Here is a 15547-nt window from a genome sequence, read left to right on the forward strand (position 1 = left end):
ACTTTTTCGAAATGACTGGCATCCCTGCCCCGCTTTCCGCCACACTAGGACGCAGAGAAACGCATTAAGGATCTAGCATGTCAGACCATGAAAACCTGCTGCTGAAGCTGCGCCAGGAGGCTTCCGGGTACAGCCCCACGCAAAAAAAACTGGGAGAGTTTGTTCTCAACGATCCGGCCCGGGTGCTCTACCTGACGATCACCGAACTGGCACGGGAGAGCCACACCAGTGAAGCCAGCGTGACGCGTCTTTGCCGGACGCTCGGCTGCAAAGGCTATAACGAATTCAAGATGGCACTGGCGCTGGATATTCAGCAGGGTCAGCCCGCACGCGTGGCCGGGGACGAAATTGATAACGTCGTCGATGAGTCTGTTCAGGCGCTGCAGGATACCGCCAGACTGCTCGACAGAGCACTGCTGGAAAAGGCCGCTCAGGCGCTGCATCAGGCGCAAGCCGTACAAATATATGGGGTGGCCGCCAGCGCGATCCTCGGTGAGTATTTACATTACAAACTGTTGCGACTCGGCAAACCTGCACAGCTTTTTAGCGATATGCATCGTGCGGCCATGAATGCAGCAACGCTTTCAGAAGGGACGCTGGTGGTGGCCATTTCCAGTTCCGGTTCAACGCGGGATTTGCTCCACGTCGTAAAACTTGCACGCAAACGCGGCGTTAAGGTGTTATCCCTTAGCAATACGCCCCGCAGCCCGCTGGCTTCGCTTAGCGATATGCAGCTGGTTGCCGCAAAACCGGAAGGGCCACTCAGCGCAGGCGCGCTCAATGCTAAAGTGGGCGTAATGTTACTGGTTGAGTTACTTACAACTTCCCTGATTGCGATTGATAGCCATTACGGTGAAGTTAGCCAGCAAACAGCGAGCGCAACGCTGCCTTTATTACTCTAAAACCCTTTGCAGGCTAAATAAAATAGCCTGCATGGCGTGATGTCGATTCCATTTAAGTGCTGATACGGTTATTTCGTGCGCGGCATAATGGTGTAACAAATTATTTTATTTATTACATATTCAATGAGTGTTAAAAGCAATAAAATCGCACAAATAACAAAACAAAATCAGTTAGTTAAAATTATTTGATTTATAAATTGAATTTTTCTCACTCCGCTAGTGTCCAATATTTCCACCTGAATTCCTTACCTTAAAATAAGCTTAAGACGCCGTCAGCTTTGCCATTTTTCTATTTAAATGCCGTTTACTTTTCCCTGCCTACAATCCGCCTCATCAATCATTATGAGACGGTATAGATTAATATGTTATTTATTACAGGCGTGACTGGTTTTCTGGGCGGTGCAGTACTTGAAAAAATACTGACCAGCAATAGTTCAGTAAAATTACTGCTGCTTGCGCGCGCCAGTGACCCCCAACAAGGGCTGGAACGCGTGCGGGACAACATGCGTAAATTCAAGGTTTCAGAGGAGACGCTGGCCGCGTTGAGCGAGGAGAATATCCTTATCGGCGATCTCAGCCAGCCGGAGGGGTTCCTGAACGACCCGCGTCTGGAACAAGTGACGCATGTTCTTAACTGCGCGGCCGTCGCGTCATTTGGTAACAATCCGCTGATCTGGAAAGTAAATGTGGAGGGGACGCTGGCGCTCGCCAGACGCATGAACCAGGTTGCCGGTTTACAGCGCTTTCTGCATGTGGGAACAGCCATGTCGTGCACGCCGGAGCAGGATTCGCTGGTCGCCGAAAGCGCGGAGTTCAGAGAGAACGCCGAGCATCTGGTGGAATACACATATTCGAAATCCACCATTGAACAACTGATGCGCCAGCACTGTCCCAACCTGCCGCTGCTCATCGCCCGTCCGTCCATCGTGGTCGGCCATACCCGTCATGGCTGTACGCCGTCGAGCAGTATTTTCTGGGTCTTCAGCATGGGGCTAATGCTGCAAAAATTCATGTGCTCAATGGAAGACAAAATAGATGTCGTCCCGGTGGATTACTGCGCCGATGCGCTGCTGATGTTGCTTAACAGCACTGCGCAGCCGGGAGAAGTGGTACATATTTCTGCCGGAGAAGAGAACAGCGTGCGCTTTGCGGATATTGATAATGCGATGGCACAGGCGCTGGAGAAAGCCCCGGTCGGTGATAAGTATGCCCAGGTAAGCTACGAAACGCTGGTCAGAATGCGACGTGAGCTGAAGGATATTTTTGGCCCCTGCAACGAACGGCTGATGCTGAGAGCAATGCGCTTGTACGGGGCCTTTGCCACACTGAATGTACGTTTCAGCAACGACAAGCTGCTCAGTATGGGCATGCCTAAACCGCCGCGTTTTACGGACTATATTGCCCGCTGCGTACAAACTACCCGGGGATTGAGCATCCCGGAGCAAATGGCGGTTGATTTCAAATAACCAAAAAAAATGCCAGTCTTTCGACTGGCATTTTCATTTTAAGGCTTAAGCAATTATGCCTGGCCTTTGATCTCTTTACGACCGTTGTAAGGTGCTTTTTCGCCCAGCGCTTCTTCGATACGAATCAGCTGGTTGTATTTAGCAACACGGTCAGAACGGCTCATAGAACCGGTTTTGATCTGGCCAGCAGCGGTACCAACAGCCAGGTCAGCGATGGTAGCGTCTTCAGTTTCGCCAGAACGGTGAGAGATAACAGCGGTGTAGCCAGCGTCTTTCGCCATTTTGATCGCAGCCAGAGTTTCGGTCAGAGAACCGATCTGGTTGAATTTGATCAGGATGGAGTTAACGATGCCTTTCTCGATGCCTTCTTTCAGGATCTTGGTGTTGGTTACGAACAGATCGTCACCAACCAGCTGGATTTTGTCGCCCAGTACTTTAGTCTGGTATGCGAAACCATCCCAGTCAGACTCGTCCAGACCGTCTTCGATAGAAACGATTGGGTACTGTTTGGTCAGGTCTTCCAGGAAGTGAGTGAACTCTTCAGAGGTGAACGCTTTGTTGCCTTCGCCAGCCAGAACGTATTTACCGTCTTTGTAGAATTCAGACGCTGCGCAGTCCATCGCCAGAGTGATGTCTTTGCCCAGCTCATAGCCAGCGGCTTTTACTGCTTCAGCGATAACAGCCAGTGCTTCTGCGTTAGAACCCAGGTTTGGCGCGTAGCCACCTTCGTCACCCACAGCCGTGTTCATACCTTTTGCTTTCAGAACTTTAGCCAGGTTGTGGAACACTTCAGAACCCATACGTACTGCTTCTTTCAGGGTTTTCGCGCCAACTGGCTGAATCATGAATTCCTGAATATCAACGTTGTTGTCTGCGTGCTCACCACCGTTGATGATGTTCATCATTGGTACAGGCATGGAGTATTTGCCTGGGGTGCCGTTCAGTTCAGCGATGTGCTCGAACAGTGGCATACCTTTCGCTGCCGCAGCGGCTTTGGCGTTCGCCAGGGAAACCGCCAGGATTGCGTTCGCACCGAAGTTAGATTTGTTTTCAGTACCGTCCAGATCGATCATGATCTTGTCGATGCCAGCCTGGTCTTTAGCGTCTTTGCCAATGATTGCCTGAGCAATAGGACCGTTTACAGCGCCAACAGCTTTCAGTACGCCTTTGCCCATGAAACGGGATTTGTCGCCATCGCGCAGTTCCAGCGCTTCGCGGGAACCAGTAGAAGCACCTGATGGAGCAGCTGCCATACCGACGAAACCACCTTCCAGATGAACTTCGGCTTCAACGGTCGGGTTACCACGGGAGTCGATGATTTCACGACCGATGACTTTAACGATTTTGGACATTAGATTTTCCTCAGTACAAGTTAAACTAAAACTCCAGACAAACAACGCGTACCGGGGGTACGCGTTGCCGTTCTAACTTTTTTACTTCGCCTGACGCTTCTGATACTCGCTGGCGGCTTTCACGAAACCTGCAAACAGCGGATGCCCGTCACGTGGTGTTGAAGTAAATTCCGGGTGGAATTGGCAGGCGACAAACCACGGGTGGTTTGGCACTTCGATGATCTCGACTAACTGATCATCCCCGGAGCGGCCCGCAACACGCAGACCCGCAGCTTCAATTTGTTTCAACAACATGTTGTTGACTTCATAGCGGTGACGATGACGCTCAGTGATGACCGGTTCGCCATACAGCTTACGAACCACGCTATCGTCAGACAACTGGCAGGCCTGTGCGCCAAGACGCATAGTGCCACCCAGATCGCTCTTCTCGGTACGGACTTCGACGTTACCGTCTTCGTCGCGCCATTCAGTGATAAGCGCCACTACAGGGTACTTACAGTCTGGCACAAATTCCGTAGAGTTCGCGTTTTCCATTCCCGCTACGTTGCGCGCAAATTCGATTAGCGCAACCTGCATACCCAGGCAGATGCCGAGGTATGGAATATTGTTTTCACGCGCATAGCGTGCAGTGGCGATCTTGCCTTCTACACCACGGTAGCCGAAGCCGCCAGGGATGAGAATCGCATCCAGATCTTTCAGAATTTCGACGCCACGTGTTTCAACATCCTGCGAATCAATCAGCTTGATGTTCACGGAGACGCGGTTCTTCAGACCACCGTGTTTCAGCGCTTCGATAACGGACTTATAGGCATCCGGCAGTTCGATGTACTTGCCGACCATACCGATAGTCACTTCACCAGCCGGATTGGCTTCTTCATAAATAACCTGTTCCCATTCAGACAGGTTAGCTTCCGGACAGTTCAAGCTGAATCGTTTACAAATATAATCGTCCAGGCCCTGTGATTTCAACAGGCCCGGGATTTTATAAATGGAATCGACATCTTTCATTGAAATAACGGCTTTTTCAGGCACGTTACAGAACAATGCAATTTTCGCACGTTCGTTCGCCGGAACCGCGCGATCGGAGCGGCAAACCAGAATGTCAGGCTGAATACCGATGGAGAGCAGCTCTTTCACGGAGTGCTGAGTCGGTTTGGTTTTCACTTCACCTGCGGCTGCCATGTAAGGCACCAGCGTCAGGTGCATGAACAGTGCGTGTTCACGACCGATATCAACCGCCAGCTGGCGAATCGCTTCCAGGAACGGCAGGGATTCGATATCACCCACGGTACCGCCGATTTCAACCAGCACCACGTCGTGGCCTTCGCCACCCGCAATGATGCGTTCTTTGATAGCGTTAGTGATGTGCGGGATAACCTGTACGGTTGCACCCAGATAATCACCACGGCGTTCTTTACGCAGAACGTCGGAGTAGATACGGCCAGTCGTGAAGTTATTACGACGGGTCATTTTGGTGCGAATGAAACGCTCGTAGTGGCCAAGATCCAGATCGGTTTCAGCGCCGTCTTCAGTAACGAACACTTCCCCGTGTTGGATTGGGCTCATGGTGCCAGGATCGACGTTGATGTACGGATCCAGTTTCATCATGGTCACATTGAGGCCACGGGCTTCAAGAATGGCTGCGAGGGAGGCTGCGGCAATGCCTTTACCCAGAGAGGATACGACCCCGCCGGTCACAAAAATATAGTTCGTTGTCATGCTGAACCTGAGAAGTTAGGGTGAAACGATGGAATAACCAGGACGGGAAAGTAGTATACCCGAACACGGCGAGCGCCACAAACTTTCATTCTCCGTCTCCATTCCAGGCCATGACAAACATAAGGAGTGAGAAAATAGCCCCTTTTGGGTAAATGTTTTTGACGCAAATCAAGCGCTTGTCATTTAAAAAATCACACAAATTGCGCTTGATCGCAAAATTCCGTTAGAGATCAGATTCCTGGCGTTTTACTTCCTGCCAGACTTCTTCCATCACATCGAGGTCAATTCCGGTCATTTCCAGGCCGCGCGAGGCCACAATGCGCTCGACTTCGCGAAAGCGTCGTTCGAACTTAAGGTTGGCTTTTTGCAGGGCCGTTTCCGCTTTTACACCCAGGTGGCGCGAAAGGTTGACGGTGGCAAACAGCAGATCGCCCATCTCTTCTTCAAGCTTTGCTTCATCCACCACGGCCTGCTGCGCTTCGTGCATCACTTCGTCGATTTCTTCATGGACTTTGTCCAGTACCGGGCCAAGCGAGTGCCAGTCAAACCCCACTGCCGAGCAGCGTTTCTGGATCTTATGGGCACGCATCAGGGCGGGCAGACTCAGCGGGATGTCATCCAGCGCGGAGTGTTGGGATTTTTCAGCCCGCTCGGCGCTTTTAATCTGCTCCCAGCGCGCCAGCACTTCCGCGCTGTTGCCCGCCGTGGCATCGCCAAAGATATGCGGATGGCGGCGCTCAAGCTTGTCGCTAATGGCGGCGCAGATATCGTCAAAATTAAAGCGTCCCTCTTCCTGCGCCATCTGCGCATAGAACACCACCTGGAACAGCAGGTCACCGAGTTCGCCGCGCAGGTCGTCAAAGTCCTCACGTGAAATGGCGTCCAGTACTTCATAGGTCTCTTCGAGGGTGTACGGGGCGATAGTCGCGAAAGTCTGCTCTTTATCCCACGGGCAGCCGTTTTCCGGGTCGCGCAGGCGTTTCATGATGCCGAGCAGGCGGTCGATTTGAGTCATAGTGCTGTCCTGATGAAAAAATGCCGGGTGGCGGCGTTGCCTTACCCGGCTTACAGAAGAGGATGTTTAACCGCCGTGGAGACGACGCGCGTCAATCACATCCGGGACCTGGTTCAGTTTGCCAAGCACGCGGCCCAGCACCTGCAGGTTGTAGATTTCGATGGTCATATCGATGGTGGCAAGCTGCTCGCGGGTATCGCTGCGGCTGGCAACGCCCAGCACGTTGACCTTCTCGTTGGCAAGAATGGTCGTAATGTCGCGCAGCAGACCACTGCGATCGTTGGCGGTGACGCGCACCACCAGCGAGTAGCCGGCAGAGTAGCTTTCACCCCAGACGGCTTCAACGATGCGTTCCGGCGCATGCGACTGCAGCTCAGCAAGCTGGTCACAGTCTGAGCGGTGAATCGAAATCCCGCGCCCCTGGGTGATAAAGCCGACGATGTCGTCCCCCGGGATAGGCTGGCAGCAGCGGGCGATATGGTGCATCAGATTGCCGACGCCTTCCACCACCACGCGGCCATTGTCTTTGCTGCGCTGCTGCGGGGCGTAGGTTTTCTGCTGCAGCTGTTTTAGCGCCGCCGCATCCTGCTCTGCCGCACTTGGCTTGTTGAACTGCGCCTGCAGGAAATTCACCATCTGGTTGAGACGAATATCGCCGCCGCCAATGGCCGCTAACAGCTCATCGAGCTCATTAAAGTTGTAACGCGGCAGCAGGAACTTCTCCGCCTCTTTCAGGCTGATGCCTATATGCTCCAGCTCGTCATCCAGGATCTGGCGACCGGCAAGGATGTTCTTGTCACGATCCTGTTTACGGAACCAGGCGTGAATTTTGGAGCGTCCGCGGCTGGTGGTGACATACCCCAGGTTCGGGTTCAGCCAGTCACGGCTCGGGTTTGGCTGCTTCTGGGTGATGATTTCAATCTGATCGCCCATTTGCAACTGGTAGGTAAACGGCACAATGCGCCCGCCGATTTTCGCACCAATGCAGCGGTGCCCGACATCGCTGTGGATGTGATAGGCAAAGTCGAGCGGCGTTGACCCGGCAGGCAGGTCGACAACGTCCCCTTTCGGCGTAAAGACGTACACCCGGTCGTCGAAGACCTGGCTGCGCACTTCGTCGAGCATCTCGCCGGAGTCGGCCATCTCTTCCTGCCACGCAATCAGCTTACGCAGCCAGGCAATGCGGTCTTCGTGGCCGGTGCGCGCTCCGCCCGAGGTGCCCTCTTTGTATTTCCAGTGCGCGGCGACACCCAGCTCGGCGTCTTCGTGCATCTGTTTGGTACGGATCTGAATTTCAACCGTTTTACCGCCGGGGCCCAGCACCACGGTATGAATAGACTGGTAGCCGTTAGGTTTCGGGTTGGCGACATAGTCATCGAACTCATCCGGCAGATGGCGGAAGTGCGTGTGCACGATCCCCAGTGCGGCGTAGCAGTCCTGCAGACGCTCCGCCACAATACGCACGGCACGCACGTCGAACAGCTCGTCAAAGGCGAGGTGTTTCTTCTGCATTTTGCGCCAGATGCTGTAGATATGCTTTGGCCGACCGTACACTTCGGCACGGACGTTCTCTTCCTTCATCGACTGGCGCAACCCGCTGACAAATTCTTCAATATAGTGTTCGCGGTCGATACGGCGTTCATGCAGCAGTTTCGCAATGCGCTTATATTCCGCCGGGTGCAGATAACGGAAGCAGTAGTCTTCCAGCTCCCATTTGAGCTGACCAATGCCTAAGCGGTTCGCCAGCGGCGCATAGATGTTTGTACACTCTTTGGCGGCGAGTACGCGCTCATCTTCCGGCGCGTCCTTCACTTCACGCAGGTGGGCGATACGCTCGGCAAGCTTGATCACCACGCAGCGGAAATCATCCACCATGGCCAGCAGCATCCGGCGAACGTTATCGACCTGTTCAGAGGAGACGGAATCGGTGTGCGCGGCTTTGAGCTGACGAATGGCCGCCATATCGCGGACACCGTGGATCAGCGCCACGACCGATTTTCCGACGCTTTCACGCAGCACGTCTTCCGTGACGACATCCGCATCGGCAAGCGGGAACAGAAGCGCGGCCTGCAGCGTTTCGATATCCATATTGAGCATGGATAAGATTTCGACCATCTCCACGCCGCGCCACAGCAGCAGCTCGGCGTCCGGATGCCCCAGCGTGGTGCGCTGACAATAGGCCCAGGTTTCGGTTAAGCGTTCACACGACTGCTGGCTGGAAATTCCCAGACTTGCGATCCATTTTTGAGGGTCAAACTCACCAGCTTTATTAAGATGTGCACTTCTTACCGCAACCATCGTCCTCTCCTTTAGGGACCAGGGCCTGTCGAAGTCGACAAGCCAAACTAATTAGATGTGCTCGAACAACACCATTGATTCCAGATGCCCAGTGTGCGGGAACATGTCCAGCATTGCCAGACGCTGAATCTGGTAACCCGCGCTGAGTAATGCCTCGCTATCCCGGGCAAGCGTTGCCGGGTTACAGGAAACGTAGACCACGCGTTTCGGGGCGAGTTTAATTATATGCTGCATCACGCCCGGTGCGCCTGCCCGTGCCGGGTCGAGCAGGATTTTGTCAAAGCCCTGTTTTGCCCAGGGCTGCTGCGTGACATCTTCCTCCAGATTTTGATGAAAGAATGTCACATTTTGCAAGCCGTTCTGTTGCGCATTCTCCTGGCCTTTCGCCACCAGCGCGTCGACGCCTTCTACCCCCACAACACTCGCCGCTTTACGGGCCAGCGGCAGCGTGAAATTGCCCATGCCGCAGAAGAGATCAAGCACGCGGTCGGTCGGCTGGACATCCAGCCACGTCAGCGCGGTTTCGATCATCTGCTGATTGACGCCGTCATTAACCTGGATGAAATCCCGCGGACTGAACGTTAAGCGTAGTCCGTTTGACGCATACCAGGGCGCGTCACCTGTAACCTGCTCCAGTATCTCGCTTTGTGGGGCGAGAAAAAGCGCCAGCTCGTGGGAATGCGAAAAGCGTTCCAGTTTTTCGCGGTCTTTTTTGGACAGCGGCGCGGTATGGCGCAGCACCATCAGCGGACCATTGTTTGCCAGGACCAGTTCCACGTGCCCGAGGTGGCGAACACTGTCCAGCCCGGACAGGCATGCGTGCACGTCCGGGAGCAATGCCTCAAGACGGGGCACCAAAATGGGGCACTGCCTGATATCGACGATATCGCTGGAGCCCGCTTTGCGAAACCCCATCTCCAGCCGCTCGTTTTTGGGCTGATAGCTTAGGCTCAGCCGCGCGCGACGACGATAGCCCCAGGGTTGGTCGGCAATGATGTCGTCAACGTCATGCCTGAGCAGGCGTGCCAGGGCATTACTCTTACTTTTTTGCTGTAAAACTACGCTGGCATGTTGTTGCTGGCAGCCTCCGCAGACGCCAAAATGCGGGCAGCGTGGCTCTGTGCGCTCCGGGCTGGTGGTCAGACGGCGCTTCACCTTCCCGCGTGCGTACTGGCGTTTATCTTCCGTCAGCGTAATTTCTGCTCGTTCTGTGGGCAGCAAACCTGTTATAAACAGTGTCTTACCATTGTGATGCGCGACGCCCTGACCAAAAGGGTCAAGGTCCGTGGCTTCGACAGTGATGATCTGACGCGTCGTCACGCGTCGCTTTGCAGAGTAGAATTGCGCCATCGCCGGGAATTTTCTCAAATATACATAATTATCTTAATTGTCCCATAACGGAACGCCATGACCAACTACAGCCTGCGCGCGCGCATGATGATTTTGATCCTCGCCCCCACCGTTCTCATCGGTTTGCTGCTGAGCATCTTCTTCGTTGTGCACCGCTATAACGACCTGCAGCGACAGCTGGAAGATGCCGGAGCCAGCATCATCGAACCGCTGGCCGTGTCCAGCGAATACGGGATGAACCTGCAAAACCGCGAGTCGATTGGTCAGTTAATCAGTGTGTTGCATCGCCGCCACTCGGATATTGTGCGTGCGATCTCCGTCTATGACGAGCATAACCGGCTGTTCGTCACCTCTAATTTTCATCTTGATCCGGCAGCGTTAAAAATTCCTGACGGTTCGCCCTTCCCGCGCCATCTCACGGTGATGCGACGGGGCGATATTATGATCCTGCGCACGCCAATTATTTCGGAAAGTTATTCGCCGGATGAGTCCGCGCAATCCGACGCCAAGTCCAGCAGCAATATGCTCGGATATGTGGCGCTGGAGCTGGACCTCAAGTCGGTGCGACTGCAGCAGTACAAAGAGATTTTTATCTCCGGCGTGATGATGCTGTTCTGTATCGGCATTGCGCTCATCTTCGGCTGGCGACTGATGCGCGATGTGACCGGGCCCATCCGCAATATGGTCAACACCGTTGACCGCATTCGCCGTGGCCAGCTCGATAGCCGCGTGGAAGGGTTTATGCTGGGCGAACTGGACATGCTGAAAAACGGCATCAACTCGATGGCGATGTCGCTGGCGGCCTATCACGAAGAGATGCAGCATAACGTGGATCAGGCCACTTCGGATCTGCGCGAAACGCTGGAGCAGATGGAGATCCAGAACGTCGAGCTGGATCTGGCGAAAAAGCGTGCCCAGGAGGCTGCCCGCATTAAATCGGAGTTCCTTGCCAATATGTCACACGAGCTGCGTACGCCGCTCAATGGCGTGATTGGCTTTACCCGCCTGACCCTGAAGAGCGAGCTTAACCCCACCCAGCGCGATCACCTGCACACCATTGAACGTTCGGCTAACAATCTGCTGGCGATCATTAATGACGTGCTGGACTTCTCCAAACTGGAGGCGGGCAAGCTGATTCTGGAGAGCATTCCGTTCCCGCTGCGCAGTACGCTTGATGAGGTGGTCACACTGCTGGCGCACTCGTCGCACGACAAAGGGCTTGAGCTGACGCTGAACATTAAAAACGACGTGCCGGATAACGTCATCGGCGATCCGCTGCGCCTGCAGCAGGTCATTACCAATCTTGTCGGTAATGCCATCAAATTTACCGAAAGCGGCAACATCGACATTCTGGTGGAAAAACGTGCCATCAGTAATAACAAAGTACAGATTGAAGTTCAGATCCGCGATACCGGCATTGGCATTCCCGAACGGGATCAATCCCGTCTGTTCCAGGCGTTTCGTCAGGCGGATGCGAGTATTTCACGGCGTCACGGTGGTACGGGCCTGGGGCTGGTTATCACGCAAAAACTGGTTAAAGAGATGGGTGGCGATATCTCTTTCCACAGCCAGCCAAACCGGGGGTCGACGTTCTGGTTCCATATCAACCTGGATCTCAACCCGAACGTGCTGACGGACGGCCCGGTGACGGATTGCCTGAAAGGCAAGCGCCTCGCTTACGTGGAGCCGAACGCCGCCGCGGCCCAGTGCACGCTGGACATCTTAAGCACCACGCCGCTGGAGGTGGTCTACAGCCCGACCTTCTCTGCGCTTACCGTTGAGCATTACGACATCCTGCTGATGGGGATCCCGGTCACCTTTACCGGGGAGCTCACCATGCAGCAGGAACGGCTGGCGAAAGCCGCATCAATGACCGACTACCTGCTGCTGGCGCTGCCGTGCCATGCGCAAATCAATGCCGAAGAGTTGAAAAACGACGGGGCGGCCGCCTGTCTGCTTAAACCGCTCACCGCCACACGCTTGTTGCCTGCTCTGACGGCCTACTGCCGCCTGAATGAGCATGCCGTGGCACTGATTAATGACGAGCAGAGGCTGCCGATGAGCGTGATGGCGGTGGATGATAATCCAGCAAACCTGAAGCTGATTGGCGTGCTGCTTGAGGATCAGGTTCAGCATGTTGAGCTCTGCACCAGCGGTGCTGAGGCGGTTGAACTGGCCAAACAGATGCAGTTCGATTTGATTCTGATGGATATTCAAATGCCGGGTATGGATGGCATTCGCGCCTGCGAGCTCATCCGCCAGCTACCTCATCAACAGCAAACGCCGGTCATTGCCGTGACCGCACATGCGATGGCCGGACAGAAAGAGAAGCTGCTCGGCGCCGGAATGAATGATTATCTGGCGAAACCTATCGACGAAGAGAAACTGCATAACCTGCTGCTGCGCTATAAGCCGGGGCATATCGGCGGTACGTATACCTTATCAGCAGAACCAGTTGAGATTAGCGTGAATCAGAACGCCACCTTTGACTGGCAGCTTGCGTTACGCCAGGCGGCGGGGAAACCCGATTTAGCCCGCGAGATGCTACAGATGCTGGTCGCGTTTCTGCCGGAAATTCGCAATAAGGTAGAAGAACAGCTGGTGGGCGAAAACCCGGAGGAGCTGCTGCAGGCTATCCACAAGCTGCACGGCAGCTGTGGTTACAGCGGCGTGCCCCGCCTGAAAAACCTCTGCCAGCTGCTGGAGCAGCAGCTACGCGCAGGGACACCAGAATCTGAACTGGAACCGGAGTTCCTTGAGCTGCTGGATGAGATGGATAACGTGACGCGGGAAGCGATGAAGGTGTTAGGAAACTGAGGTAAATGCCCGGTGGCGCGACGCTTACCGGGCCTACACCCTCACCCCTCTCCCACTGGGTAAGGGAGAACTACATCCCCTGCCCGAGTTTCAGTACCGCCGCGATATTTCTTGCGGCCATCCTGACGTTCTCGCTGGCATTTTCCAGCGCATCTTCCAGCGAGCAGATGGTGTAAATCACGCTAAACACCGCATCGATGCCGTGATCGTGCACGACGCCAACGTCCGCCGTCAGACTGCCTGCAATCCCGATAACCGGCTTGTTGAAGCGTTTAGCTACCTTCGCCACCCCAACCGGCACTTTGCCGTGGATCGTCTGGCTGTCGATGCGACCTTCACCCGTTATCACCAAATCCGCATCGGCAATCTGGTCAGCCAGATGTAGCGCATCGGTGACGATCTCAATGCCCTGGCGCAGCTGCGCACCGCAGAAGGCATACAGCGCCGCCCCCATTCCACCTGCCGCGCCGCCGCCCGCCAGGTTGAGCACATCCATATCAAGATCCCGGGCAATGATCCGCGCATAGTGCGCAAGCGCATTGTCCAGAGTGATGATCATCTCGGGTGTGGCCCCCTTTTGCGGGCCAAAAACCGCTGATGCGCCCAGCTTACCGGTAAGCGGATTCGTCACATCGCAGGCCACTTCTATGCGGCACTCGGCCAGACGCTTGTCCAGCCCGCTCAGGTCGATACGGGCAAGTTTGCCCAGCTCGCCTCCGCCCTGCCCCAGCGGCTGTTCACGGTCGTCCAGCAGCCTGGCCCCCAGCGCCTGCACCATTCCTGCACCGCCATCATTGGTGGCGCTGCCCCCGATGCCGATGATGATATGCTTAACGCCCGCATCCAGCGCGTGACGGATAAGTTCACCCGTGCCCCAGGAGGTCGTTTTCAGAGGATCGCGCTGCGAAGGTGCAACCAGCTCAAGACCACTGGCCGCCGCCATTTCGATAAAGGCGCTCTTCTCGTCGCCGGATATCCCGTAAAACCCTTCCACGCGATGGCCCAGAGGGCCGGTCACCGGAACATGCACAATGCGTCCCTGGGTTGCCGCGATCATCGCTTCGACGGTGCCTTCACCGCCGTCCGCGACCGGCAGTTTGACGTAAACCGCCTCAGGAAAGATCTCGCGAAAACCCTGCTCTATCGCTGTCGCAACCTCAAGCGCACTCAAACTTTCCTTATACGAGTCCGGTGCGATAACAATTTTCATAAGCCATCCTTACGCATAGTCGTTACGTTAAGCATACACCACGTAAAGAACCGCTCATGGGAGCGGTCCCAATGCGTTTATCGTACCATGCACGGACGTTTATTGTCGAATGTCCACTCTGGGATCAGATACTGCATCGCCATCGCGTCATCGCGCGCACCCAGCCCATGTTTCTGGTACAGCTCGTGGGCTTTCATCACCTGATCCATATCCAGCTCCACGCCCAGACCCGGTGTGGACGGGACCTGCACCATCCCCCCTTTGATTTCAAACGGCGCTTTCGTCAGACGCTGATTGCCTTCCTGCCAGATCCAGTGGGTGTCGATCGCGGTGATCGTGCCCGGCGCGGCAGCGGCCACGTGGGTGAACATCGCCAGCGAGATATCAAAGTGGTTATTGGAGTGCGAGCCCCAGGTCAGACCGAACTCATGGCACATCTGCGCCACACGTACAGAGCCCTGCATCGTCCAGAAATGCGGGTCCGCCAGCGGAATATCGACAGACTGCAGGGACAAAGTGTGCCCCATCTGACGCCAGTCGGTGGCGATCATGTTGGTCGCGGTAGGTAAACCGGTGGCGCGGCGGAACTCCGCCATCACTTCACGGCCAGAGAAACCTTGTTCTGCCCCGCACGGATCCTCCGCGTAGGCCAGCACGCCTTTCAGCTGCTTGCCGATGGCGATCGCCTCATCAAGCGACCAGGCCCCGTTCGGATCCAGCGTGACGCGCGCCTGCGGGAATCGTTTAGCCAGGGCTGAGATAGCTTCCGCCTCTTCTTCCCCGGCCAGCACGCCGCCCTTCAGTTTGAAATCATTAAAACCATATTTTTCGTACGCGGCCTCTGCCAGGCGCACCACCGCATCCGGCGTCATCGCTTCATCGTGGCGGAGTCGGTACCAGTCACATTGCTCGTCCGGCTGGCTCTGGTATGGCAACGGCGTCAGGTTGCGGTCGCCAACAAAGAACAGATAGCCCAACATCTCCACTTCGCTGCGTTGCTGCCCCTCACCCAGCAGGGAGGCAACGTTAACCCCCAGGTGTTGACCTAACAGATCCAGCATGGCGGCTTCGATGCCGGTCACCACGTGGATGGTGGTGCGCAGATCAAACGTTTGCAGCCCACGGCCACCCGCATCGCGATCGGCAAAGGTATTCCGCACGGTATTTAAGACGTTTTTATATTCGCCCAGCGTTTTTCCCACCACCAGCGGGATGGCGTCTTCAAGCGTTTTGCGGATCTTCTCACCGCCCGGGATTTCCCCCACGCCGGTATGCCCGGCGTTATCTTTAATAATGACAATATTGCGGGTGAAAAACGGCGCATGTGCGCCGCTCAGGTTCATCAGCATGCTGTCATGGCCGGCAACCGGAATGATCTGCATGGAAGTAACAACAGGGGTGGTAAAAGTGCTCATGGT

10 protein-coding genes are annotated in these 15547 nt (G+C 55.2%); 3 read left to right on the forward strand and 7 right to left on the reverse strand.

Annotated elements, in window-relative coordinates; translation table 11 throughout:
* The first annotated feature begins 77 nt into the window (after positions 1-77).
* The gene (locus ACMWKA_RS07730) at positions 78-902 is read left to right on the forward strand and encodes a MurR/RpiR family transcriptional regulator (RefSeq protein ID WP_013098513.1); all 825 of its coding nucleotides are present in this window, start codon (positions 78-80) and stop codon (positions 900-902) included.
* A gap of 356 nt (positions 903-1258) precedes the next feature.
* Positions 1259-2368, forward strand: coding sequence for an SDR family oxidoreductase (locus ACMWKA_RS07735; RefSeq protein WP_028027975.1), 1110 nt, complete (start codon positions 1259-1261; stop codon positions 2366-2368).
* A 53-nt stretch (positions 2369-2421) separates the two neighbouring features.
* Here ACMWKA_RS07735 and eno read toward each other — a convergent pair whose 3' ends face one another.
* The 5 genes from eno to rlmD form a co-directional block, all read right to left on the reverse strand.
* Positions 2422-3720, reverse strand: a complete 1299-nt coding sequence (gene eno / locus ACMWKA_RS07740; RefSeq protein ID WP_013098515.1) for a phosphopyruvate hydratase — start codon at positions 3718-3720, stop codon at positions 2422-2424.
* A gap of 81 nt (positions 3721-3801) precedes the next feature.
* The gene (pyrG, locus tag ACMWKA_RS07745) at positions 3802-5439 is read right to left on the reverse strand and encodes a glutamine hydrolyzing CTP synthase (protein ID WP_013098516.1); all 1638 of its coding nucleotides are present in this window, start codon (positions 5437-5439) and stop codon (positions 3802-3804) included.
* Between the two features lie 223 nt (positions 5440-5662).
* Positions 5663-6454 (reverse strand): nucleoside triphosphate pyrophosphohydrolase, encoded by a 792-nt coding sequence (gene mazG, locus ACMWKA_RS07750; RefSeq protein ID WP_029883908.1) that lies wholly within the window; start codon positions 6452-6454, stop codon positions 5663-5665.
* Between the two features lie 66 nt (positions 6455-6520).
* Entirely contained in the window at positions 6521-8752 is a 2232-nt protein-coding gene (relA, locus tag ACMWKA_RS07755) for a GTP diphosphokinase (protein ID WP_013098518.1), read from the reverse strand.
* 51 nt (positions 8753-8803) lie between these two features.
* Positions 8804-10102: a 23S rRNA (uracil(1939)-C(5))-methyltransferase RlmD gene (gene rlmD / locus ACMWKA_RS07760; RefSeq protein WP_013098519.1), complete on the reverse strand. Its 1299-nt coding sequence runs from the start codon at positions 10100-10102 to the stop codon at positions 8804-8806.
* A gap of 57 nt (positions 10103-10159) precedes the next feature.
* Here rlmD and barA point away from each other — a divergent pair, with 57 nt between their 5' ends.
* Positions 10160-12919: a two-component sensor histidine kinase BarA gene (gene barA, locus ACMWKA_RS07765; protein ID WP_013098520.1), complete on the forward strand. Its 2760-nt coding sequence runs from the start codon at positions 10160-10162 to the stop codon at positions 12917-12919.
* A gap of 70 nt (positions 12920-12989) precedes the next feature.
* On the opposite strand, the gene ACMWKA_RS07770 is transcribed toward barA, so the two are convergent.
* Both ACMWKA_RS07770 and gudD read right to left on the reverse strand, forming a co-directional pair.
* The gene (locus tag ACMWKA_RS07770; protein ID WP_040021628.1) at positions 12990-14129 is read right to left on the reverse strand and encodes a glycerate kinase; all 1140 of its coding nucleotides are present in this window, start codon (positions 14127-14129) and stop codon (positions 12990-12992) included.
* Between the two features lie 77 nt (positions 14130-14206).
* A complete protein-coding gene (gene gudD, locus ACMWKA_RS07775) occupies positions 14207-15544 on the reverse strand; it encodes a glucarate dehydratase (RefSeq protein WP_029882847.1) in 1338 nt (445 codons plus the stop codon).
* Positions 15545-15547: the final 3 nt, after the last annotated feature.

The organism is Enterobacter sp. 03-F-07-AD-ECC, assembly GCF_047530935.1.
GTDB classification, from domain to species: Bacteria; Pseudomonadota; Gammaproteobacteria; order Enterobacterales; family Enterobacteriaceae; genus Enterobacter; species Enterobacter cloacae.